The sequence below is a fragment of the Streptomyces poriferorum genome (assembly GCF_019399235.1).
Taxonomy (GTDB): domain Bacteria; phylum Actinomycetota; class Actinomycetes; order Streptomycetales; family Streptomycetaceae; genus Streptomyces; species Streptomyces poriferorum.
The window spans coordinates 18,692-42,254 of the sequence record NZ_JAELVH010000051.1; the positions used below are offsets into that span (position 1 = coordinate 18,692).

The 23,563-nt window shown below is 71.2% G+C and carries 19 protein-coding genes; 11 read left to right on the forward strand and 8 right to left on the reverse strand.

Annotated features, from left to right (window positions below):
- The first annotated feature begins 15 nt into the window (after positions 1-15).
- Positions 16-1,011 carry an MASE1 domain-containing protein gene (locus JGS39_RS11925; protein ID WP_219568836.1) on the forward strand — a complete coding sequence of 332 codons (996 nt, stop codon included), beginning with the start codon at positions 16-18 and terminating at the stop codon, positions 1,009-1,011.
- A 21-nt stretch (positions 1,012-1,032) separates the two neighbouring features.
- On the opposite strand, the gene JGS39_RS11930 is transcribed toward JGS39_RS11925, so the two are convergent.
- Positions 1,033-2,292, reverse strand: coding sequence for an FAD-binding protein (locus JGS39_RS11930; protein ID WP_219568837.1), 1,260 nt, complete (start codon positions 2,290-2,292; stop codon positions 1,033-1,035).
- 417 nt (positions 2,293-2,709) lie between these two features.
- Here JGS39_RS11930 and JGS39_RS11935 point away from each other — a divergent pair, with 417 nt between their 5' ends.
- On the forward strand, positions 2,710-4,212 hold the full coding sequence (locus JGS39_RS11935) for a sugar transferase (protein WP_219568838.1): 1,503 nt from the start codon (positions 2,710-2,712) through the stop codon (positions 4,210-4,212).
- Between the two features lie 99 nt (positions 4,213-4,311).
- On the opposite strand, the gene JGS39_RS11940 is transcribed toward JGS39_RS11935, so the two are convergent.
- The gene (locus JGS39_RS11940; protein ID WP_219568839.1) at positions 4,312-5,295 is read right to left on the reverse strand and encodes a GDP-L-fucose synthase family protein; all 984 of its coding nucleotides are present in this window, start codon (positions 5,293-5,295) and stop codon (positions 4,312-4,314) included.
- Positions 5,296-5,410: 115 nt separating this feature from the next.
- On the opposite strand from JGS39_RS11940, the gene gmd reads away from it, so the two are divergent.
- From gmd to JGS39_RS11965, 5 genes are read left to right on the forward strand one after another with little or no spacing between them, the layout of a single operon-like run.
- Positions 5,411-6,424: a GDP-mannose 4,6-dehydratase gene (gene gmd, locus JGS39_RS11945; protein ID WP_219568840.1), complete on the forward strand. Its 1,014-nt coding sequence runs from the start codon at positions 5,411-5,413 to the stop codon at positions 6,422-6,424.
- Complete coding sequence (locus JGS39_RS11950) at positions 6,421-9,210, forward strand: LamG-like jellyroll fold domain-containing protein (protein WP_219568841.1); 2,790 nt, start codon at positions 6,421-6,423, stop codon at positions 9,208-9,210. The genes gmd and JGS39_RS11950 overlap by 4 nt, the downstream gene beginning before the upstream one ends.
- Entirely contained in the window at positions 9,207-11,462 is a 2,256-nt protein-coding gene (locus JGS39_RS11955) for a LamG domain-containing protein (protein ID WP_219568842.1), read from the forward strand. The genes JGS39_RS11950 and JGS39_RS11955 overlap by 4 nt, the downstream gene beginning before the upstream one ends.
- A complete protein-coding gene (locus tag JGS39_RS11960; RefSeq protein WP_219568843.1) occupies positions 11,459-12,160 on the forward strand; it encodes an Rv1352/Rv1906c domain-containing protein in 702 nt (233 codons plus the stop codon). Before JGS39_RS11955 ends, JGS39_RS11960 begins: the two co-directional genes overlap by 4 nt.
- Positions 12,157-12,984: a glycosyltransferase family 2 protein gene (locus JGS39_RS11965; protein WP_219568844.1), complete on the forward strand. Its 828-nt coding sequence runs from the start codon at positions 12,157-12,159 to the stop codon at positions 12,982-12,984. Before JGS39_RS11960 ends, JGS39_RS11965 begins: the two co-directional genes overlap by 4 nt.
- Position 12,985: 1 nt before the next feature.
- Here the strand turns inward: JGS39_RS11965 and JGS39_RS11970 are convergent, their stop codons facing one another.
- Positions 12,986-14,149 (reverse strand): glycosyltransferase, encoded by a 1,164-nt coding sequence (locus tag JGS39_RS11970; protein WP_219568845.1) that lies wholly within the window; start codon positions 14,147-14,149, stop codon positions 12,986-12,988.
- A gap of 113 nt (positions 14,150-14,262) precedes the next feature.
- Here JGS39_RS11970 and JGS39_RS11975 point away from each other — a divergent pair, with 113 nt between their 5' ends.
- Positions 14,263-15,777 (forward strand): hypothetical protein, encoded by a 1,515-nt coding sequence (locus JGS39_RS11975; RefSeq protein ID WP_219568846.1) that lies wholly within the window; start codon positions 14,263-14,265, stop codon positions 15,775-15,777.
- Here the strand turns inward: JGS39_RS11975 and JGS39_RS11980 are convergent.
- The 3 genes from JGS39_RS11980 to JGS39_RS11990 are packed head-to-tail and all read right to left on the reverse strand — an operon-like array spanning position 15,746 to position 20,000.
- On the reverse strand, positions 15,746-16,993 hold the full coding sequence (locus JGS39_RS11980; RefSeq protein WP_219568847.1) for an MATE family efflux transporter: 1,248 nt from the start codon (positions 16,991-16,993) through the stop codon (positions 15,746-15,748). The two genes, JGS39_RS11975 and JGS39_RS11980, sit on opposite strands and share 32 nt — an antisense overlap.
- Positions 16,990-18,741 (reverse strand): lipopolysaccharide biosynthesis protein, encoded by a 1,752-nt coding sequence (locus JGS39_RS11985; protein WP_219568848.1) that lies wholly within the window; start codon positions 18,739-18,741, stop codon positions 16,990-16,992. Before JGS39_RS11985 ends, JGS39_RS11980 begins: the two co-directional genes overlap by 4 nt.
- Positions 18,738-20,000, reverse strand: a complete 1,263-nt coding sequence (locus tag JGS39_RS11990; RefSeq protein WP_219568849.1) for a glycosyltransferase — start codon at positions 19,998-20,000, stop codon at positions 18,738-18,740. Before JGS39_RS11990 ends, JGS39_RS11985 begins: the two co-directional genes overlap by 4 nt.
- 214 nt (positions 20,001-20,214) lie before the next feature.
- On the opposite strand from JGS39_RS11990, the gene JGS39_RS11995 reads away from it, so the two are divergent.
- Positions 20,215-20,661, forward strand: coding sequence for an FAD synthase family protein (locus tag JGS39_RS11995; protein WP_219568850.1), 447 nt, complete (start codon positions 20,215-20,217; stop codon positions 20,659-20,661).
- Here JGS39_RS11995 and JGS39_RS12000 read toward each other — a convergent pair.
- Both JGS39_RS12000 and JGS39_RS12005 read right to left on the reverse strand, forming a co-directional pair.
- Entirely contained in the window at positions 20,630-21,361 is a 732-nt protein-coding gene (locus tag JGS39_RS12000; protein ID WP_219568851.1) for a CDP-alcohol phosphatidyltransferase family protein, read from the reverse strand. The genes JGS39_RS11995 and JGS39_RS12000 overlap by 32 nt on opposite strands.
- 208 nt (positions 21,362-21,569) lie before the next feature.
- Entirely contained in the window at positions 21,570-22,256 is a 687-nt protein-coding gene (locus JGS39_RS12005) for a ribonuclease H family protein (RefSeq protein ID WP_219568852.1), read from the reverse strand.
- 191 nt (positions 22,257-22,447) lie between these two features.
- On the opposite strand from JGS39_RS12005, the gene JGS39_RS12010 reads away from it, so the two are divergent.
- Both JGS39_RS12010 and JGS39_RS12015 read left to right on the forward strand, forming a co-directional pair.
- A complete protein-coding gene (locus JGS39_RS12010; protein WP_219568853.1) occupies positions 22,448-22,630 on the forward strand; it encodes a DUF6381 family protein in 183 nt (60 codons plus the stop codon).
- 190 nt (positions 22,631-22,820) lie between these two features.
- Positions 22,821-23,555 carry an SDR family NAD(P)-dependent oxidoreductase gene (locus JGS39_RS12015; RefSeq protein ID WP_219568854.1) on the forward strand — a complete coding sequence of 245 codons (735 nt, stop codon included), beginning with the start codon at positions 22,821-22,823 and terminating at the stop codon, positions 23,553-23,555.
- Positions 23,556-23,563: the final 8 nt, after the last annotated feature.

A 23,563-nucleotide genomic window follows, 5' to 3' on the forward strand; every position in this document is an offset into this window, starting at 1 on the left:
TGTCTCATGAGAACCGTGATCCACAGCGAGAAGAACCGGCGCAGGGCCATGACTTTACTGCGCATCCTGGCCGTCGCCGGTGCCTACTACGTGGCCGCGGACCTGGGCCTGCTCCGGCAGGTGACGGTCCACGGGGCGGTGGTCACGCCGCTGTGGCCGCCGACCGGAATCGCGCTGGGCGCCCTGCTGGTCATGGGGTTGCGCGTGTGGCCCGGGATCTCACTCGGCTCCCTGCTCGTCATCGCCACGCTCAACGGTTCGGTGTCGGCGTCCACCGCCCTCGTCGTGGCGGGCAACACGCTCGCGCCCGTCTGCGCCTTCCTGCTGCTCCGCAGTGCGGGCTTCCGTCCGGAACTGGCGCGGCTGCGCGACGGTGTCGTCCTGGTGTTCCTGGGTGCGATGACCGGCATGGCCATCAGCGCGAGCACGGGAACCGCTGTACTGCTGGCCGACGGGAAACTGCCCGCGAGCGGGTTCTGGCCGGTCTGGGCCGCGTGGTGGGCCGGTGACGTGATGGGCGTCCTCGTGATCACCCCACTGCTGCTCGTGCTGCGTCGTCTGCGGATGCCGCGGCTCACCGACCGGTGGGTGGAGGGAACCGCGCTGCTGGTCGTCGCGGTGCCGGGCACGCTGCTCGCCACCCGCAGCTCGCTGTCGATGCTCTACCTGGTGTTCCCGATCCTCATCTGGGCGGCGCTGCGCTTCCAGCTCGCGGGCAGCGCTCCGTGCGCCCTGCTGATCTCGGTCCTGGCGGTGGTCGCGGGGACGGACAGGGTGGGGCCGTTCGAGGACCACACCATGCTCGAGATCATGGTCAACCTCACGGTTCTGAACGGGGCCGTAGCGCTGACCGCGCTGCTGCTGGCCGCCCTCGTCGCCGAACAGCAGACCGTCCGGCACCGGATCGAGCGTGCCTGCGAGGAGCTGGCCGACCTGGTGGACCAGCTCGCCCCGGGCAGATCGGCGGCCGCCTGGCCGTCCCGGTCGAGGGACGAACGCCAGAGCCGCTGATCAACCCGGGGCGGGCCGGACTCACGGCCGGAAGTGCCGGTCCAGGAAGTCGTTGCGGAACATGCCCGCCGGGTCGTAGCGGGTCATCAGCCGCTCGAAGTCCTCGTACCGCCCGTACAGCGTGCGCAGCACGCCGGGATCGGTGCCGAAAACCTTGCCCCAGTGCGGGCGGGCACCGAACGGAGCCAGCGCCTCCTCGATCTCCGCGAGCACCGGCGCGACGGCCGCGCCGTCGGGGACCCAGGTGAAGTGGAAGGCCACCGAGTCCCGGCCGGACGCGGGACTCAGCCACAGGTCGTCGCCCGCCACGGTACGGATCTCGGAGATCTGGAGCAGCGGGGTGATCCGCTCGCGGAGCCGGCCCACGGCCTCGTACGCCGCAGCGGCGTCCTCCCGGGCCACGAAGTACTCGGACTGCAGCTCGTCGCCGTTGCTGGGGGTGAACTCCAGACGGAAGTGCGGCAGCCGTCGGTGCCACGGCCCGGGGACACCCTGCTGACGGGTGCAGTTCCCGGCCGGCACGCCGGGGATCGGGTGGCGCGGACCGTCGGCGAGCCGTGCACCGAGCCATTCGGCCGGCGCCTCCGGCGTCCCCTCGTCCCCCACCCGCTGCTTGAGCCACACCTGTCCCACGGGGCCCGGCCGCCAGTCGGTGAAGACGCTGACGCTGTACGCGGCCGACATCACCTCGTCGAACCGGCCGGTCAGCACGGACTCGGGAAGGTCCTCGTAGACCCACTGCCGTACGTCGAAGGCGTCCACCAGGTCCAGGGTCAGCCGGGTCACCACGCCCAGGGCGCCCATGGAAACCACCGCACCCGGAAAGTCCGCGTCGCCGCGCCGCAGGGTGACCGTCCCGCCGTCCGCCGTCACCATGTCGAGGGCCCGGACAGCGCCCGCGAGGGAGCGGTTCCCCACACCCGAACCGTGGGTTCCGGTCGCGCAGGCACCGGCCACCGAGATGTGCGGCAGGGAGCCCAGGTTGTGCAGTGCGAAGCCGCTCTCGTTCAGCTCACCGGCGAACTCCCCGAACCGGAGCCCAGCGCTGACCGTCACCGCTCCCGCGGCCCGGTCGATGTCGACCACCCGCGGCAGCCCGGCCACCGATACGAGGTCCCCGGCCGTGTCCGCGACCGTGTTGAACGAGTGCCGGGTGCCCAGCGCCCGCACCTCGGTGGAGGCGGCGACCGTTTCCCGCAGTTCGGCCTCGGTACGGGGGACGCACACCCGCCTCGCGCCGAACGTGATGTTGCCGGCCCAGTTCGTCTCCGCGGGAGTCACCGTACGTTCCTCTTTCGCTCGTGCCGGGCGCTGTCCCCCGGCACCGCATTCTCCCAGACGGCAGCGGGTGTCACGGAGGCGAGCGGGGTGTCCCACTCAACGCTGCTGCCGCGGAGGGCAGTTGGCAGGCGGTCGTACATATCCGCACACCATCCGATTCCGGTGTGTCCCAAATACCAACAGCCGCCCACAGAACCTGAGATCCAGTACGGAACGGGACGAGTTCCGGTGCGAACGGCCTGTCTGAACTTCACTGGAACTCCAGCGAAATGGCACGTGTGTGGATATCGTGCACCGAGCGAGGGCGCATCCGTCAGTCCACAGGATCGGCGGATGCGCCCCGTTTGTGGCAATGCGACTGTGACTGGGGGGTTCATGGGGCATGTCGAGCTACCCGAATCCGAAATATCAGGGCCCGTGGGACTGGCGGGGACGCCTCGTCCACGGACTCCTTCGCACCGGCCCCGCCGCCAGGACTTCGACCGCCTGCGGCAGGGCCCGACCGTACAGCGCGACCGTTTCGACCGGCCCGGGCCGAAGAACAGACCCGGCCGGTATCTGCCACTCGTCATCGGCTTCGACCTCTTCGGCCTGGGGATTCCCGCCTGGCTCGTCCTGCGCACCGACGGACAGCCCAGGGCCCTGGCCGGCGCGGCGGCCGCCGCGGTGGTGTGGTCCGGCGTACGGGCTGTGCGCGGCCGGTACACGGCACGCGGCACGGGCCGCACACCGGGCGTGCTGACCGCCACCGGCGACTGGCTGCTGCTCATCGGGCTGATGGCGGTGCTCTGGACCGCCGTCGACGGCACCATCGACCCGGCGACGGCCGTCGTGGCCCTGGTCCCGGGCCTGCTGGCGACGGCAGCGGCATCCGGGGCGCGGCGACTGCCGTGGTCCGGGCGGCGCAGGACGGCCCGCCGCGTCCTGGTGGTGGGCGAGGCCGCGGGGGTGGACCGGGCGGTGCGACTGCTCGCCGCCCGGGCGGACCACGGCTACCTCGTGGTGGCCGCCGTGCCCGTCGGGACGACGGCGCTGACCTGCGAGGCCCCGGTGCCGGGGCGGCTCGCGCCGCAGCCGGCCGACGACGACGCGTCGACGGTGCTGGGTGCGGCCTTCGCCCACGAAGCGGACCTGGCGCTGGTGGTGCCCGGACCGCAGCTCGCCGAGGAACGGTTACGGCGTCTGTCGTGGGGCCTGCACGACGGCGGGCTCGACCTGTCGGTGCTCTCGCATCTCTCGGAGATCGCCGAGAGCCGCGTCCGGCCCTCGTCGGCCGCCGGGCTGACCCTGCTCCACATAGTGCCGCCACTGCGGCGCGGCCCGCAGCAGGTGCTCAAGGCCGCGGTGGACCGCACCGGCGCCGCGCTCGGCCTGATCGCACTGGCCCCGCTGCTGGTGGCGGTCGCGGCCTCGGTCCGGTTCACCTCGGCCGGGCCGGTCTTCCACCGGCAGATCCGGCAGGGGCAGCACAACCAGCCGTTCACCATGTGGAAGTTCCGCACGATGGTGGCGGACGCCGAGCAGCACAAGGCGCGACTGGTGACGGCGAACGAGAACGACGGCCCGATGTTCAAGATGCGCCGGGATCCCCGGGTGACCCGCATCGGCCGGCTGCTGCGCCGCTCGTCCCTCGACGAGTTGCCCCAGCTCTTCAACGTGCTGCGGGGTGACATGTCCCTGGTCGGTCCACGACCGCCGTTGCCGGACGAGGTGTCGCGCTACGACGAGCGCGAGCTGCGACGGCTCGCCGTCAGGCCGGGGCTGACCGGTCTCTGGCAGGTCAGCGGGCGCTCCGACCTGTCCTGGCAGGAAACCGTGTCACTCGACCTGTGGTACGTCGACAACTGGTCGGTGGCCACGGACGTGGGACTCATGGCCCGTACGCTGCGCGCCGTCACCGACGGCCGCGGGGCGTACTGAGGACGGGCGGTACGCATGAGACGAAGGAGAGCGGGCCGGGTGGAGGGTCGCACTGCCGCGGCCGTCCACCCGGCCCGGGCGTCCGGTGCCGGAGGCCGGTCAGACCTGTGCGCCCTGCTGGTCCAGCCACCAGGCGTAGGTCCGGGCGATTCCGTCACGCAGCGGGACGTGCGGCTTGAAGCCGAGGGAGGACAGCCTGGACACGTCCAGGAGTTTGCGCGGCGTTCCGTCCGGCTTGGCGGTGTCCCACTCGACCCGGCCTTGATACGACGTCACATCGGCCACGGTGGAGGCGAGTTCGCGGATTGTCAGGTCCTCGCCGGATCCCACGTTGACGGGTGCGTCACCGTCGTACCGCTCCAGCAGCAGTACACAGGCGGCGGCCAGGTCGTCGACGTGCAGGAACTCCCGGCGGGGGCTGCCCGAGCCCCAGAGCGTGACGGCCGGGGCGTCGCCCTGCCGTGCCTCGTGGAAGCGGCGGATCAGAGCGGGCAGCACGTGCGAGGTCTCCAGGTCGAAGTTGTCACCGGGTCCGTAGAGATTGGTGGGCATGGCGCTGATGTAGGCGGCACCGTACTGACGGCGATAGGACTGGATCTGCACGATTCCGGCGATCTTCGCGAGGGCGTAGGCCTCGTTGGTCGGCTCCAGCGGGCCGGTGAGCAGCGCGGACTCGGGTATGGGCTGCGGGGCCAGCTTGGGATAGATGCAGGACGAGCCGAGGAAGAGGAGCCGCTCGGTCCCGGCGGCGTGCGCGCCCGCGATCACGCTCAGCTGGATGCGCAGGTTGTCCTCGATGAACTGCACGGGATACGTGCTGTTGGCCATGATTCCGCCGACCTTGGCGGCGGCCAGCACCACGGCGTCGGGGCGGGCGTCGCGAAGGAAGGCTCCGGTGCGCTCGGCGTCGCGCAGGTCGAGGAACTCGCGCCCGCGGGTGATCACTTCATGACCGTCGGCGGTCAGGCGCCGGACCAGCGCCGAGCCCACGAGACCGCGGTGGCCGGCGACGAACACACGGGCGCCGGGTCGTAGCAGGGACGGGACGGATTCCTGGGGAGGGCCGGGGAGATCAGTCGTCATGGCTCGGATTGTGCCAGCAGTTGTATGACGCGGTGACGTTTTGCCGCAGATCGCTCAAACTCTGAAATTTCGGTGTTGCCCGTCCGCCTCTCAGGCGGCCGCAGAAGGGGGAGACATGGCGAAGACCGCGCTCATCACCGGGGTGACCGGACAGGACGGTTCGTACCTGTCCGAGCTGCTGCTCCAGAAGGGATACACGGTCCACGGGCTCATCCGCCGCTCGTCGAGTTTCAACACCGAGCGGATCGACCACATCTACCAGGGGCCGGAGGAGGAGAACCGCTCGTTCGTGCTGCACCACGCCGATCTCGCCGACGGGGTCGCCCTGGTGAACCTGCTGCGCGACATCCGCCCCGACGAGGTCTACAACCTCGGCGCGCAGTCGCACGTCCGGGTCTCCTTCGACGCCCCGTTGTACACGGGTGACGTCACCGGTCTCGGAACGATCCGGCTGCTGGAGGCCGTGCGGGCCAGCGGCATCGACACCCGGGTCTACCAGGCGTCGTCCTCGGAGATGTTCGGCGCCAATCCGCCGCCGCAGAACGAGCAGACCCCCTTCCATCCGCGCAGCCCGTACAGCGTGGCCAAGGTGTACTCGTACTGGGCGACCGTCAACTACCGCGAGGCGTACGGGATGTTCGCGGTCAACGGCATCCTGTTCAACCACGAGTCGCCGCGTCGCGGGGAGACCTTCGTGACCCGGAAGATCACTCGTGGCGTGGCCCGGATCAAGGCGGGACTGCAGACGCATCTGCATCTGGGCAATCTGGACGCCGTACGTGACTGGGGGTACGCCCCCGAGTACGTCGACGCGATGTGGCGGATGCTGCAGTGCGAGACCCCGGACGACTACGTGGTGGCGACCGGCGAGGGTGTCAGCGTCCGGCAGTTCCTGGAGTACGCCTTCGAGCACGCCGGTCTCGACTGGCGCGAGCACGTCCGCTACGACGCGAAGTACGAGCGCCCCAGTGAGGTCGACGCGCTGATCGGGGACGCGTCCAAGGCCGCGGAGCTGCTGGGCTGGAAACCTGCCGTGAAGGCGCAGGAGCTGGCCCGGATCATGGTCGACGCCGATGTCCGGCAGCTGGCCGATCAGCTCACCGGAGCAGCCGTGCGGGTGGACCGATGAGATATCCCGGACGTCTCAGACGCAGCCGCAGCGGTGTGTTCGCCGCTGTCCTCGCCCTCACGGGCGGGGTCCTGACCGCTTCCGCGGTGACCGCTCCCCCGGCTGCCGCGCTCACCGATCCGGTCGGCTTCACCGCCGACCACCTCGCCACGTACCAGACGAACGGCATCGTCTGGTCGCTCGCCGAGGCGAACGGGGTCGTCTACGCGGGCGGCACCTTCACCAACGTCCGCCCGGCCGGCTCCCCCGCAGGCAGCAACACCACGTCCGCCGTCAACTTCGCCGCGTTCAACGCGGCCACCGGGGCGCCCACCGGCTGCCCGCTGTCCTTCACCCGCTCCAGCGGCACCGCGACGGTACGGGCGCTCGCGGTCTCCCCCGACAAGTCGACGCTGTACGTGGGTGGCTACTTCAACGCGGTCAACGGGACGGCCGCCAACGGTCTGGTCGCCGTCAACACCGCCACCTGCACGCTGCGTCCCGGCTTCACTCCGGACTTCGGGGCGACCGTGCGGGCGCTCGACGTGGCCGCGAACGGCACGGTCTACGCGGGCGGCGACTTCCAGAGCGTCAACGGGCAGACCCGCCGCTTCTTCGGCGCGGTCACGGCCGCCGGTGCGCTGACGGCCTGGAACCCGGACGCGGATGATCCCGGACGGACGCTGAAGGTCACTCCGGACGGGCAGAGCGTGCTCATCGGCGGGGACTTCTTCACGGTGGGCGGGTCGAACTCGCACGCGCTCGCGGTGACCGCCGCCGGCACCGGGGCGCTGACCCGCGCCTACCCCGGCAACTTCATCCCGTCGTCCGCCGTGATCAAGGACATCGTCACGGACTCCTTGTCCGGCGGCTGGTACGTGGGTGGCGAAGGGGCCGGAGGCGCCTCGTTCGACGGCCGGCTCGCGATGGACCTCACCACGTTCGACCAGCGCTGGCGTGACACCTGCCAGGGCGCCACGCAGGCACTGCGGGTCTACCGGGGGGTGCTGTACGCGGGCAGCCACGTCCACGACTGCTCCACCATGGGCGGCTTCCCCAACCAGGTCCGCAAGCACCTGACCGCACAGGCCGTCGACGATCCGGCGATGCTCGGCTGGCTGCCGGACACCAACGACGGCATCGGTGAACCGGTGGGCCCGCGCGCGCTGACCGTCTCGTCCCGCGGCGGTCACGACTTCCTGTGGGTCGGCGGCGAGTTCACCACGGTCAACGGGGTAGCCCAGCAGGCCCTGACCCGCTTCGCGGACTCGCCGGACACGGGGGCGCCGTCCGCACCCGTGGTCAGCCTCTCCGCGCCGCGGGCCGGTGAGGTCCGGGTGACCTGGCGTTCGAGCCTGGACCTGGACGACAGCCGGCTCACCTACCGGGTGTACCGCGACGGCGGCTCGACGCCGGTCCACACGACGACGGGTTCCTCGCTCTTCTTCAGCCGGCCGCAGCTGACCTTCACCGACACGAACGTGGTGGCGGGCCGCAGCTACTCCTACCGGATCACCGCGAGCGACGGCACCAACACCAGCACGCTCTCCGCCAACGCCTCGGTCACCGCGACCGGTTCGGCGAGTCCGTACGCGGAGCGCGTGCTCGCCGACGGGACGGACCTGTACTGGCGCTACGACGAGGCGGGCGGCGCCTTCGCCTCGGACGCCTCGGACAACGGCGACGGCGGGGTGTACATGAACACCCCTTCGTACCGTTCGACTCCGTCCGCCGTGACCGGCTCCTCGGCGCTCACCCTCAACGGCACCGACGAGTACGTCTACAGCGACCGGCTGCATCACTACACCTCACCCACCCCGTACTCCATCGAGACGTGGTTCCGTACGAGCACGACCCGCGGCGGGCGCCTCGTCGGGTACGGCAGCAACATCGGCACCGCTCAGGGGCACACCAGCGGGATCTCCGACAAGATCCTGTACCTCACCGACAACGGGCGTCTCGCCTTCGGGGTGCAGGTCGGCAGCTCCGGCAGCCGCCCGACGATCACCTCCGCCGCGTCCTACAACGACAACACCTGGCACCACGCGGTCGCCACCCAGGGCCCGTCCGGCATGCGGCTCTACGTGGACGGGGCGCAGGCCGGCAGCAACGCCACCACCGGCAACCGCTCGTACAACGGGTACTGGCGGGTCGGCGGTGACGCCATGGCCACCGCCTGGCCCAACCGTCCGACCAGCACCTACTTCGCGGGGCAGGTCGACGAGACGGCCATCTACCCCTCCGCGCTGACCGCCGCCCAGGTGGCCGCGCACCACGAGCTGGCGGACACCCCGTCCGGTCCCGGGGACACCACGCTCACGCTGACGCCGACGGAGGACGCGTACGTCAACGGGGTCGCCGCGAACACCACGTACAACGACACCCAGCTCGCCTCCCGGGGCACCACGCCGTACCTCGGCTACCTCCGCTTCGCCCTGCCCGCCGCCCCGGCCGGGCAGCAGCTCAGGAGCGCCCGGCTCACCTTCCGTACCTCGTCCGACGCCACGGCGGGCTCGGCCGAACCCCACACACTCGTGCCGGTCACCGGCGCGTGGACCGAGTCGGCGGTCACCTACAACACCCGCCCGTCACTTGCCACGACGGTGCTGGGGACGATCTCCGGCGCAACCGCCGTCTCCACCGACTACTCGGTGGAGCTGAACGCGCCGGTACTGGGCGGGGCCCTGGGCTCCGCCTACTCATTCGCTCTGACCAGCAGCGGGACGGACAGTCTCCGTATCTGGTCCGGCGAAGTCGCAACCGCGGCCTACCGGCCGCAGCTCGTTCTCACCTTCGGAGCTGAATGATGAACGAAAGTACGGGGCGCGGACGCGGCGCCCACGGCCGCGCGCGTGCCGCGGCCGCCGCGCTCTGCCTGCTCGCCGGGGCCCTGAGCGCCGCCGCCGGGGGTTCCCCGGCGGCGGCCCTCGCCCCACCGGTCTCGATCACGGCGGACGACCTGACCACGTGGCAGACCAACGGCATCGTGTGGTCGATGGCCGCCTCCGCCGACGGGGTGGTCTACGCGGGCGGCACCTTCTCCACCGTGAGGCCGCCGGACGCGGCTGCCGGTACCTCCGAGCAGCCGGCGGTGAACTTCGCCGCGTTCGACGCCGCGAGCGGGGCGCCGACGGGCTGCAGCCTGTCGTTCACCCTCTCGTCCGGGACGGCGACCGTACGGTCCCTCGTCCTGTCGCCGGACGGTGACACCCTTTACGCGGGCGGTCAGTTCGGCGCGGTCAACGGGGTCGGGGTCAGCAACATCGCGGCCATCGACACGGCCACGTGCACCCCGCGCGAGAACTTCAAGGTCGCCGTGTCCGCGACCGTGCGGGCGCTCGCCGTCACGGATGACACCGTCTATCTCGGCGGCGACTTCAACAGTGTCGCGGGGCAGACGCGCAACAAGTTCGCGGCCGTGACCACCGGCGCCCAGCTCAAGCCGTTCACCGCGAACACGGACGAGGTGGGCCGGGCCGTGGAGGTCACCCCCGACGGCTCGCACGTGGTGATCGGCGGGGACTTCTTCACCGTCAACGGGACGAACTCGCATGCGCTGGCCGTGGTGGACGCGACGACGGGCGCCCTGGACAAGAGCTATCCGGGATTCATTCCGAACACCTCGACGGTGCAGGACCTGACGTCGGACGCCACCCAGTTCTACACCGCCAACGAAGGCACCGGGGGCGGTGTCTTCGACGGCCGGATCGCCCTCGACCTGGCCACGTTCTCCCAGGTCTGGCGCGACACGTGCCTGGGCGCCACGCAGGCGCTGCTGGTGCACAACGGGGTGCTGTACAGCGGCAGTCACGCGCACGACTGCGCGTCCATGGGCGAGTTCCCCGACCAGCCGCGCAAGCACCTGCTGGCGCAGGCGGTCGACGACCCGAAGCTGCTGCCGTGGTTCCCGGACACCAATGACGGGATCGGGGAGCCCGTCGGTCCGCGGGTGATGGCGCAGACGGACAAGGGTGGCCGTCACTATCTGTGGGTGGGCGGCGAGTTCACCACGGTCAACGGCTCGGCGCAGCAGGGCCTGACCCGGTTCGCCGACGGCCCCGACACGGGGGCGCCGTGGGTGCCCAACGCCAGTGTCTCCACGGTCCGCCCGGGCGAGGTGGACGTGAACTGGCAGACCAGTTTCGACACCGACGACGGGGAGCTGACGTACCGGATCTACAAGGACGGCGCGAGCACCCCTGTGCACACCATCACGGGCTTCTCCGTGTTCTGGGACCGTCCTCAACTCACGTGGACGGACCGGGACGTGGCACCGGGTGAGACGCACACCTACCGGATCAGCGCGAGCGACGGCACCAACACCAGCGCCAAGTCGCCCGCGGTGACGGCGGTGGTGGCGTCCGAGGCGGAGGCATATCCCGCCCGGGTGATCGCCGACGGGGCTTCGCTGTACTGGCGTTACGACGAGGGGACTTCGACGTTCGCCGCCGACGCCTCGGGCAATCTGAACAACGGCTTCCTGCGCAACGCGCCGTCCTATCGCCAGACTCCGGCGGCGGTCTCCGGTCCGTCGACCGCCATCGGCTTCAACGGCACGGACGAGTACGCCTACGGCAACAGGCCGAGCAGCTCGCCCTCCACCTTCTCGGTGGAGACATGGGTCAAGACCACGACCACCCGGGGAGGAAACATCCTCGGCTTCGGCAATCTGACCATGGAGGACAGCGGCCAGCACGACAAACACGTCTACATGCGCAATGACGGACGTCTGGTGTTCGGGGTCTACAGCGGCGGCTACCGGGCGGTGGCCACGTCCGCCGCGTACAACGACGGGGCCTGGCACCATGTGGTGGCCACCCAGGGCTCCGGGGGCGTGGCGCTGTACGTCGACGGACAGCTCCGCGCCACCAACCCGCTGTACACCGGCAACAGGAACTACCGGGGCTACTGGCGGGTCGGCGGGGACAATCTGTCCGGCTGGCCGAGCCGTCCGACGAGCAACTTCTTCGCCGGGCAGGTCGACGAGACGGCGGTCTACCCGACCGTGCTGAGCAGCTCGAAGGTCACTGCCCACTACGCACTGAGGACGGGTGGATGAGGTATCCGTTCCTGGCCGGCGCCGTCGTCGTCATGACGGCGGCGCTGGCCGCCTGCGGCTCGTCCTCCGACGACGGGGGTGGGCAGAAGCCGGCCGCAGCCGGCCCCGCGGCCTCGTCGGGGGCGGCATCATCGGGGCCCGAGGCCGGATCCGGGAGTCCTTCCGCCACGGATCCGAAGGCCTCCCCGACCAGCGAGCCACCGAAGGTCCCCGCCGCCGAACTCACGCCGGCCACCGGCACGTTCACGAAGAAGCAGAAGGAGTACCTCGTAGACCGCGTCCCCAGGGGCATGGATCCCGCGGCCGTGCTCCAGACCGGGCAGGAGACCTGCGACCGGCTGACGTATCTCGTCAAGGTGGACCGGGAAACGGCCGTCGGCGCCATCATCAGCGGTGAGATCACCGACGCGGAACCCGCCGTCGAGCACCTGTGCGTACAGCACGAGGAGCTGGTGGAGCGGGCCTCCGGGGGGTACGCCGACGGCACGCACGAGGGCAAGGCGCTCCGTGCGGGGCGCTACCGCGACGTCTCCCCCACCAAGGCCTGCAGTTGGCAGGTAACGGGGGCGAACGGCAAGAACCTCGTGTCGGGGTCCTCCGGTGACGGCAGGCGGACCGTGGTCACGATCCCGGAGGCGGCCCGCGCCTTCACCTCCACAGGCTGCTACGCCTGGCTGCCCGAAGGAGACAACGGATGAGCAGACTGCCGATAGCCGTGGCGATCCCCACGAAGAACGAGGGGCTCAACATCGCCGAGGCGGTGAAGTCGGTGCTCGGCCACTTCGAGGCGGTCGTCGTCGTCGACTCGCACAGCACCGACGACACGGCGAAGATCGCCGCGGAGTGCGGGGCCGAGGTCGTGATGTACACCTGGGACGGCGGGCACCCCAGGAAGAAGCAGTGGTGCCTGGACCATGTCCGCACGGACCTGGACTGGATCCTGCTGCTCGACGGCGACGAACGGCTGAGCCCGGGTCTGCTGGCCGAGCTGCGTCAGATCTTCGCCGATCCGGACGCGCCCCGGCCGGCCGCGTACGACATCCCGCTGGGGTACTGGTTCTCGGGCAAGAGGCTGCGGCACGGGTACACCATCCGCAAGCGTTCGCTGACCGATCGCACCCGCAGCCACTACCCGGAGGTGGGCGATCTCGACGCGCCGGGCATCGGCGAGGTGGAGGGGCACTACCAGCCGGTCGCGGACAGCGCGGGATCCCTGCGCAACCCGATCGAGCACCAGGACCTCGATCCGGTGACCGCCTGGTTCGAGCGGCACAACAGGTACTCGGACTGGGAGGCGTGGCTGGAGCACCATCCCGACGTCAAGGAACAGGTGCGCCGCGTCAAGTCCCGGCAGGGGCAGCTGTTCCACAAGGCCCCGTTCAAACCGCTGGTGTCCTTCGCGTACATGTACGTGTACCGGCGGGGTTTCCTGGACGGGCGGGCGGGGCTCGACTTCGCCCTGGCGATGAGCTTCTACCGGTGGCAGATCGCTCTCAAGTCGCGGGAGAGTCCGTCTCCTTGACTCATCGGCGCTTCCGGCGGGCCACCACGTCCTCGTAGGTCCGCCGGAGCGTCCGGGTCACGACGTCGATGGTGAAGTGTTCGTTCACCAGCTCCCAGGCGGCCTTCCCCGCTTCGGCGTTGGCCTCGGGCTCCAGCAGTTCCAGGACGGCCTGCGCGACCTTCTGCGCGTTGGCCCCGTCCTCACCCACCCGGCTGTCGATGACCCGGCCGGCTCCGGCCCGGGCCACGTCCGGGCCGAGGCCGCAGGTGCGCGTGACGACCACGGGGGTGCCGACGGACATCGCTTCGAGGACCGAGACGCCCAGCGGTTCCTCGATCGAGGGCAGGACGTACACATCGGCCTGCCGTCCGGCGGCCAGTACCTCTTCGTGGCCCAGGGGTCCGACATGGTCGAGCGAGTCCAGCACGCCCAGGCTGCCGGCCAGACGCAGGGTGCCGGGGAGTGCGCCGGTGTCGGGTCCTGCCAGGACGAACCGCGCGTCCGGGTGCTTCGCCAGGACCGCGGGCATCGCGGCCACGAAGTCCTCCGGGCGCTTGCGCTCCTGGATCCGGGCGAGGAAGAGCACGGTCGGCGGGCGGGCCGGATCGCGGGCGGGCTTGAACTCCTGCGGGCGCACGCCGTTGACCAGGCGCACGGTCCTGGTGAGCGGGACGGGGGCGGCCACCGCGTTCACATCGGCCCGTTCGACTTCGGTCAGATGGAGCACCGCGTCCGCGCCACGCAGGACCTTCCGTACGCCCAGCAGGTCCGTCAACTGCGCCACCCGCTTCTCGGTGGGGTCCACCATGCCGTGCGTCTGCACGACGAGCGGGGTCCGGGTGGCCAGCGCGAGGAGCGCGGCGGGCAGCGTCACCAGGTCGCGCATCAGATGGACGTGCACGAGGTCGGCGCCCCGCATCATGCGGTGCGCGGTCCGCAGAAGGGCTCCCGACGCGATGCCGCTGACCTCGAACATCGGCAGCACGTGGCGGGCCTGGAAGAGGTGGACGGGCACACCCTCCACCTCGCCGGGCAGGGGGCCGTCGAAGCCGTCGCCCAGGGCCATGATCCGGGCGTCGTCGCCCCCTGCCCGCTGGACCTTCGACAGGTTCAGGGCCACTCGGGTCGGACCGCCGAACGCGTGGTCCGGGGTGTGCAGTGTGACGATGTGCAGGATCTTCACCAGGGTTCCCCTCGACCTCGGCCGGCTGTTCACAGACTAGTCATCACATCACCTCAAGTGGGTTGATTCGCTAAGGTGTTCACAGGCGCGCAGGCTCACGGAACGGGGAGACGATGACGTCCGTGCACCAGGCACCGCCGTCCGCCCCCGTCCGGGGGGACGGCCCGCGCCATCCGGTCGAGCCGCCCGCCAGGCCGATGTCCTGGGCGATGCTCTCCCGGGCGATGGCCGTGCCACTCATCCTGGGGCTGGTCTGCTTCCTGCCGGCCCTGATCGCCGCCCAGCCCGGCACCGGATCCCGGGACACGGCGTACTGGCTGCAGCTCGTGCTGACGTGTTACGCCGGGGCCCGGCTCTCGACCATGATCCTGTCCACCCGGCGGCGGCTGCTGCAGGGCGTCTTCTGGATGTTCGTGTACATCGCGATGGGGGTGGCGCCGTTCGCCCAGGCGGTCATCGGTCAGACGCCGACGCCGGTGGTCGGGCCGCGCTCCGATCTGGTCACGGCGATCGCCCTGATCCTGGTGGGGTGCGCCGCCTTCGACCTGGGGGCGCTGCTGGCATCCCGGCGTCCGCTGCGGCGGCGCACCACGGCTCGCGGGGGCGGCGGCCCGGCCACGGCGCATCCGGTCAGGCTGCGGCTGCTGGTGCTGCTCGCCTTCGCGGCGAGCGGCTACTACGTGCTGAAGCTCGGCGGGCCCGGCGTGTTCTTCTCCAGCAGGCAGGAGATCAGCGCCTCGGTGGCGGAGAGCGGCGTCGCGTCCGGGGAGTCCAATGTGGGCTCGGCGTTCCTGAAGGGCTTCGGCACGGTTCCGGCCCTGCTGGCGCTGCTCTTCTACACCCGCCGGCTGGTGACCTCGCGCCGGGCCCGGCGTTCGCCGTCCACCGTCCTCGTGTGGATCGCGCTGGCCGGGGTGAACCTGGTCGTGAACAACCCGATATCCAACGCCCGTTACTGGTTCCTGACCGTGCTGGTCTCGCTGCTGTTCACGGCGTTCCCGAGCAGCGCGGCGATGTACCGCTCGGTGCTGGCCATGGGGGTCGTCGGCGCCCTGGTGCTGTTCCCGTACGCGGACAGGTTCCGCTACGACGACTCCGGGTACCGCCCGGTCCAGTCGTCGTCGGTGTTCGAACCGCTGGCCACCAAGGACTACGACCAGACGGTGATGTTCGCCAACACCATCTCGTGGGTCGACACCCGTGGCCACACGTACGGCCGCCAACTGGCGGGCTCCGCCTTCTTCTTCGTGCCCCGTGCGGTGTGGAGCGGGAAACCGGAGGACACCGGGGTGCGCGTCGGGCAGTGGATGGGGATGAACATGACGAATCTCTCCGCGCCGATGTGGACCGAGCTGTGGGTGGACTTCGGGGCACCGGGCCTGATCGGCGGGTTCGCCCTGATCGGTTACGCGACGGCGCGCACCGACCGCCGCTATGCGCGGGCGGTGTCGCGGGACGGTCCGGGGCCCGGCAGTGTCCTGGCCATCACGGCGCCACTGATCGCGGGATACACCTTCATCCTGCTGCGCGGTCCCCTGCTTCAAGCCGTCGGGAAGCTCGCCATCGCGGCGCTGTGCCTGGCACTGGTCACGAGTCTCACGGGCCGGAGCCGACGGCGGTCGCAGTGACGGGGGTGTGCCCGCGCTCGCCCCGTCGGGTGAGCCGGGCCACCCGGGTCCAGGTGGCGACCGCCTTGCAGACGGATCCCAGGCACAGGCCCCAGGCGGCGCCCATCACTCCGCCGGTCAGATAGCCGCCGGCGAGGAAGGCGACAGCGGCCAGGGAGAAGACCACCTGGATGGAGAGTGTGGTGCGCGGATCGAGCAGCCTGAGCGCCAGCAGTCCGCAGGTGCCGACGGCCATCGCCGCGTACTGGCTGCCGGTCGCCGGGAGCAGCGCCGCCGCCGTCGGCCAGGTATCGCCGAGCAGATGACGGCCGGCCGATCCGGGGAGCAGGGCGAGGACGGTGGCCCAGCCCGCGGCGGTGAGCGCCAGGAGGCCGGCCAGGGCCGCGGTGGCCCGCACCCTCAGCCGGTCGGTGGCGAGCCGCCCGAGGAGCGGGGGGCCGAAGCCGGTGGCCGAGGTGTACAGCACGTTCAGCGGGCCGAAGAGCGTGGTGGCGCCGCGCAGGGCGCCGACGACGAGGGGATTGCCGACGGCGCCGAGCCCGAGCACGGAGAGCTGGCTGGTCGCGTTGCCCACGCCGAACTCGACGACGAACCGGCGGCCCAGGTGCCCCTTCCCCAGCAGGGGCCTCAGCCGCACCGGGGTGCCCGCCGTCCTGCGGTGCAGTACGGCCGCGGACAGCAGGAGCGCGGGCAGGGCGCTCAGGCCCCAGACGATGACCAGCCGGGCCGCCGGGGTGCCGTGCGGCTGTACGGCCAGCGCGCCGAGGACGCAGACCAGCCGGAGCGTGTCGGAGGCCAGCGCCAGGTGCTGGGCCTGCAGTGTGGCGAATGCGTAGCGGGCCGTGTCCTGCGCGAGGACGACCGGCAGTACGAGTCCGAGCATCGCCGCGGCGCGTGCCGTCTCCCCCGGCAGCAGTGCGCAGACCGCGGCGAGCAGGCCGCCGGTGACGGCAGAGACGAGCAGGGTGAAGCCGACCGCCGACCGGCAGGCACCACGCGTCTCGTCGGTCGCCGCCCCCCTGCGCAGCACCAGGGGCTGTCCGGTGTAGGCGCCGGACACCCCCAGCAGTACGGAGAAGACGAGGTAGACGGCGGAGAAGCGAGCGAAGTCGGCGACGGTGGAGAGCCGGGCGGCCACCACCAGGACCAGGATGTTGGTGAGCGCCGCCACCCCCTGGTCCGCGACCGAGCAGACGACGGCGGTGCGTGCCCTCATCTGCGTCCCGCGGTGCTGCTGTGGTCGCTGCCGCCGCGTCCGCCGCTGTCCAGCGTGCGCAGGCCGAGCGTCTGGGTGGGGTCGCCGGTGTGGGCGACGTCGTCCGCCCGGTCGGGGCCGTCCGTCTCCGCGTCGCCTTGGCCGTCGCGGCCGTCCGGGGGTGCGGGCCGGCTGCGGCCCCGGCGTTTGGCCGCCTTCCGGCGGGCCCGGCGCTCCAGGCGTCCGTAGCCGGGGTGGAGCAGGGTGCCGAGGACGGAGCCGCCCGCGGCGCCGATGATCTCGCGGATGCGCTCCAGGTCGCTGCGGTGCACCTCACGCGGGTCGCAGACCACCACGACGCCCTCGACGCGGTCGATGAGGGCGACGGCGTCGGCGTACGAGAGCACGGGCGGCGCGAGCACGATGACGACCGCTCCCGGCCGTCCGCCCTCGGCGAGGATCCGGCTGACGGGCGCGGAGGTCAGGGCGCGCGGCACGTTGTCCGTACGGCGGCCGGCGATGAGCGTGAAGGCCCCCGATCCGGGCACGTCCACGTTGGTGCGGCTGTCCGAGGGCCAGCCGCGCCCGTCGCGTTCGGCTGCCCAGCTGGGCCGGCCGGCGCGTCCCACCGCGCCGAGCGCCCCGGCCAGGGACGGGGCCCTCAGATCGGCCTCGACGAGCAGGACGTCGCGCCCCATCTCGGCGAAGGCGGCCGCGAGGTTGGCCGCCGCGGCCGTCGCCATGTCGTTGTCGCCGCGGGGCGCCGTGACGAGGATCCGGCGGCGTTCGGTGAACGAGGGGTCGTAGGCGAGCCGGAAGGCCACCGCCCGGTACTCCTCGGCGAGTCTGCTGCCACCGCGTCCGATGGCGAGCAGTGGTCCGGCCGCGGCACGCTCCCTGGGCAGTGTGCCGAGCAGCGGGGCGCCGAGCGAGCGGACGAGTTCCCTGGTGGAGCGTACGGCGGGGTCGAAGACGAGCCGTACCCAGGAAAGCAGCAGGCCGAGCGCGAGTCCGACGACGCCACCGAGCCCGAGAAGCAGCGGCAGCCCGGCACCGCTGGGCTTCTCGGGCGCGACGGGCTTCTTGTTGAGATAGCCGGGTGTGGTGTCCAGGGCCCGCAACTCCGAGATCTTCTGGCTCAGTTCGGAGATGGAGACGATGAGGTTGGCCCGCGCGCTGGTGACGTCGTTGCCCACCGTGCCGGTCTCCTGCTCGGCGAGTCTGTCGCGCTGTTCGGTGAGCGGCTTCAGCTGGGCGCGATAGCCGTCGACCATGTTGTCGATGCTGTTCTCGGTGCGTTCCCGCCGTATCTCCAGGTAGGCCTCGGCGAGTGCCTGGGCGCGGGCCTTCGCCTCTTCGGGGGTGCGGCCGGTGTAGGAGAACCTGAGGACGAGCGTGTTGGGCGGATTGGTGACCTGGAGCCCGGCCAGCAGCGTCCCCACGTCCACGGCGTCGCCGGTCTTGGTCAGTGAGCCGACGGCGACGGTGCCGACCGCGTCGCTGACCGCGGTCTGGCGCTCGGAGCCGATGTTGATGCCCTTGTCGGCCGAGGCGCCTGCGGCGAAGGGGTCGGACGTGGCGGAGCGTACGGACACCTCACCGGTGGAGGTGTAGGTGTCCTCGCCGCCCAGGGCCAGCCAGCCGGCGCCGAGCAGTCCGACGACGACACCGCACGCGAGCAGGGTGCGGTAGCGCAGGAGCTGGCGGAACTGGTCCCTCAGCAGCGCGGGTTCGTCCTGGTCCTCCAGGGCGCGGATCGGGTGGGTCATCGGCGGTCTCTCCCTTCGGCGTCCTGAAGGACCTCGGTGATCAGTGCGTCGAAGCGGGCAAGACCGGCTTCCCTGCCGAGATGGCGGGCCACGTACCGCGGCCCGTTGGAGCCGAGTTCGTCGGCGGCGGAGGGTTCCTCGACGAGTTTGCGGACCGCCGCGAGCACCGCGGCCGGGTCCTCCGGTGCGACGAGGAGTCCGGCGCCCGAGCGCTGCACCTCCTGGGCCGTGCCGCCCCCGTCGGCCACGGAGGCGACGACGGGGCGGCCCGAGACGAAGTACGAGGTGAGTTTGGAGGGCACGCTCATGTCGAGCACGGACGCGCGCTGGGTCACGGCGAGGACGTCGGCGGCGGCCAGGACGTCGGTGAACTCGTCCGCACCGGCCGGCGGCAGGAAGTCGAGGTTGGGCAGGCCGGACGCACGGGCCAGCAGGGCGTCGCGCTGATTGCCGTCCCCCATCAGGACGATGCGTATCTCCGGAGCGAGCCGCGCCGCGTCGACGAGGACCTCCAGCCCCTGTTTCAGCCCCATGTTGCCGGAGTGCAGCACCACGGGCGTGCCCTCGCGCCAGCCGAGGCGGGCCCTGGTCCTGGCACGGTCCGCCGAAGGGGCCTGTACGTGGGTCCAGTTGGGAACCAGCCGGATGCGTTCCGGGGCCACTCCGTAGGCGGTGACCCGGGGGACGAAGCTCTCGTGGATGACTCCGACCAGCGTGGCGGCCCCCAGCGCGTAACGCTCGGCCCGTGACGCCAGGGCGGCTGCCCTGCCCCCGCCCCGGATGCCGCTCTGGGCTGCGGCGGCGCCCATCAGGTCCTGCACGACGGGTATGTACGGGATGCCGTGGCGGCGGGCCAGCCGGGCGCCGATGACGCCGCCGGCCAGGCTGGGAAGCTGGGCGATCACCGCGTCGGGCCGCAGCGCGGGCGGGGCGGCGAGACCGTGCGCGAGCACGCTCGCTTCGAAGGCGGCTCTGCGCAGGGCGCTCTGACGGGGCGGCACATAGTGTCTTCGCCGGTGGACGGTGACACCCGCGCGCTGCTCATCGGTCCGCCACACCCCCCGGTAGGCCTCCTCCGTCCGCCAGGACGGGTAGTGCGGCATACCGGTCAGCACATGGGTGTCGGCCCCGGAACGGGCCCAGTGCTCGGCAAGCTGGGCGGCGTACGGACCGATGCCGGTGAGCTCGGGCGCGTAGTTCGTGGAGACCACCAGCAGACGGCGGCCGTCGAGCGGCTTGCGGTGCTCTTCTTCTGTCATCGGACGATCGCCTTCCCCCCGGAGCCACCTGTGTTCCCCCAAGGAACAGCCCCAAAAGTGAGCTTATCCGTTCACGAGATGCGCAAGTGGTCTTCACAGTAAGGTCGTTGCACCATCAACACCGATACCGATATCCCACCGGACCGGATGCCATGTCCGGACACCAGCCGATGGGACACGGACATCACGTTCACACCGTGGGGGGAGAGAACGGATGGTGCACAGGGTCGGCTACGCGCCGGGGGTCTACGACCTGTTCCACATAGGTCACCTCAACATCCTGCGGCATGCCCGCAGTCAGTGCGACTACCTGGTGGCGGGGGTCGTCTCGGACGAGATGGCGGCGCTCGCCAAGGGGCACAAGCCGGTCATACCGCTGCCGGAACGGCTGGAGATCGTGCGGAGCGTGCGGTACGTGGACGCCGCCTTCGTCGAGACCGTCCCGGACAAGGTCGAGACCTGGCAACAGGTCAGGTTCGACGTCATCTTCAAGGGAGACGACTGGCGCGACACGGAGAAGGGCAAAAGGCTGGAACGCGACTTCGCCGAGGTCGGTGTGGAGGTCGTCTACTTCCCGTACACCGTCCACACGTCCAGCACCCAGCTGCGCCGGGCGCTGGACACGCTCGTCAGTCTGCCCGGAGCGCTCTCAGCTCCCTGAACCACTTGCCGAGGAACGCCACGAGGAACAGCGCGTGCACGGCGGCGAGTACGGCGTATCCGGTCCGGAACGCCGTCTCGTCGCCGAGCAGCAGGAACACCAGGCAGAACACGCCGTAGTCGGCCGGCAGCAGCGCTACCGCGCGCAGCCGGGAGACCGGCCCGGCCGGCGCTCCTCCGGAAGGCGCCGAACGGGCGGCGGACTTGCCCAGCTGCTCACGCAGCAGCCCGGCGCAGAACGTGAGCACCGCGACGAACAGGAAGCCGAGCGGCAGCAGCAGCCAGGCGTCGGAGCCGAGACCGAAGTAGCGGTGGAACGAGATCAGTACGGCGGTGTGGACGAGGATCATCTTCGCGCAGTCGACGACATGGTCGAGCCATTCGCCGTCGGGGCCGCCGCGGCCGGTCAGCCGGGCGAGCTGGCCGTCGGCCGAGTCGAGGGCGAACCCCACGGCGAGCCCCAGGTAGACCAGGACCGCCGGCCCCCAGGCGGGGCGTGTCAGAGCCACCGCCGCAAGGGCGGAAAAGGTGAACGCCGCACTCAGCAGAGTGACCTGATTGGGTGTCATACCGATTCGGTACGCAGCCGCCGCGAAGACCCGGCCGGCCGGCCGGTTCACGTACCGGGAGTAGAGCGACACCCCCTTGGCCGACTTCTGTGCCCCGCGCAGTTCACGCAGCACCGTGCCCGTGCTTTCCATACGCCCCCCAGCGTGTCGCGCCGATCCCACTGCCGCGGCGGCATCTCGGATACCCAGGGCCTTTCGTCTGGATCGTGCCGGGCCCGTGGGCCCGGCACGATCCAGACGAAAGGCCCTCGCCGCCGGAGCCGCATCATGGCACGCGTGCCCCCTCGCGGGGGCGGGATCTCCGGGACCCGGCCGGGAAGGGCGTCCAGCCGGATGCCCGTCAGGCGGTGGCGGTCCGGCACTCCGGGTGGCCCCAGCCATGGTCGTTCTTGGCGATCATGTCCTTGGCCGCGTACGGCTTTCCGCAGTGGCACCGCCCGGAGAACTTGGCGCGGATGGTCGCTCCGGCCCGGGCCGCACTCCCCGCCTTCTTCGTCGCGGCGCCGGTCCGCCTCCCTTCGGTGGCACGGGAGGGTGCGGGAACCGGCAGGTCCGCGGAGCCCTGCGAGGTGCCCGCCGCGCGCTGCGCGACGGCCACTTCGCTGGCGGCCTGGTCGGCCAGGGCGTTCAGCGGGTCACCGTCCACCTGGTGGGCCGGCACGTAGACGAACTCCACGGCCCGGCCGGTCAGCAGGGAGTCGATGCGGGCCACCAGGTCACGGTTGGCGACGGGCTTGCCGGCCGAGGTCTTCCAGCCGTTGCGCTTCCAGCCCGGCAGCCACCTGGTCACGGCGTTCATCGCGTACTGCGAGTCCATCCGGACTTCGAGCGCGACGGCCGGGTCGAGTGACTCCAGCAGTTCCTGCAGGGCGGTGAGCTCGGCGACGTTGTTCGTGGCGGTGCCCAGCGGACCGGCCTCCCACCGCAGCGGCCTGCCCGCCGCGTCGGCCACCACATAGGCCCAGGCGGCCGGCCCCGGATTACCCTTCGACGCCCCGTCACACGCGGCGATCATGCGCTCGTTCATACCCCTGATCATGCCAGCGTCCGGAGGCCCGGATCACGCCGGTTCCGCTCCCGGTGCCCGCGTCGCGTCGCCACGGCGTCACACCCGACCCACCTGCCGCTCTCACCGTACGTGACGCTTCGGGGTGCGCTGCTCACGCGGCGCTGCTTCTCTGAGGGGGCCCGCTCTTCCCTACCGTTCAAGGAGCGACGATGAGCGTTGCAGGAGAAACCGGCCGAGCCCAGCAGATGCGCGAGAAGGCCAGGCACATGACCGAGGCCGCGGAGCGCACGAGCGATCCGGAGCAGCGGCGCCGGCTCCAGGAGAAGGCCCGGAAGCTGCAGGAGCAGAGCGAGCAGCAGGGCGTCCGGAGCGGCAGCGAACGCCCCGTGTGACCACCGCCCACGCGGACGACGGGCTGCCACCCTTCCATGAGGGGGTGGCAGCCCATCGGCGTGCCTGCGCCGCGCGTACGCCTGCCCCCGGGCAGCGGAGGCCCACCCGGAGGTGGTTGATCACCGCTCCCTACGATGGGACCTCACCGAGGACGTCACATCGTCGTCACACAGGAGCGAGGGGCCTTGCATGAGCCGTCAGCCGGTCACCGTTGTCACCGGTGGCAGTCGCGGGATCGGAGCCGCCGTCTGCGTACGGCTGGCGGCCGACGGTCATCACGTCGCCCTGGGCTACCGCTCCGACGCGGCAGCGGCCGAGGCCGTCGCGGTGGCCGTACGGGAGGTGGGCCGGCGCTGCGTCACGGTGCGGATGGACACGACCGACGAGGCCGGCGTCGACCTGCTCTTCGACACCGCGGCGGCTGAACTCGGCCCGGTCACGGGTCTGGTCAACAACGCCGGGGTCGGCGGTCCGACGGGCCCGCTCGCCGATGCCGACGCGGCCGGGCTCCGGCGTGCCCTCGACGTCAACGTCGTCGGTTACCTGCTCTGCGCGCGGCGTGCCGTGCGTGACATGACCGGGTCGGGCGGCGGGGCCATCGTGAACATGTCGTCGGCGGCGGCCACGCTCGGCAGTCCGGGCGAGTACATCCACTACGCCGCCGCGAAGGCAGCCGTGGACACGATGACCATCGGGCTGTCCAAGGAGGTCGCGGCGGCGGGCATCCGCGTCAACGCGGTCGCCCCCGGCATCATCCGCACCGGTTTCCACGCGGACCCGGAACGCCCCGACAAGGCCGCCGCCGGAATCCCCCTGGGCCGGCCGGGAGAGCCCGAGGAGATCGCCGGCGCCGTCGCGTGGCTGCTCTCGAAGGACGCCTCGTACGCCACCGGGGCGATCCTGAGGGTGGCGGGCGGTCGCTGACGCCCGGT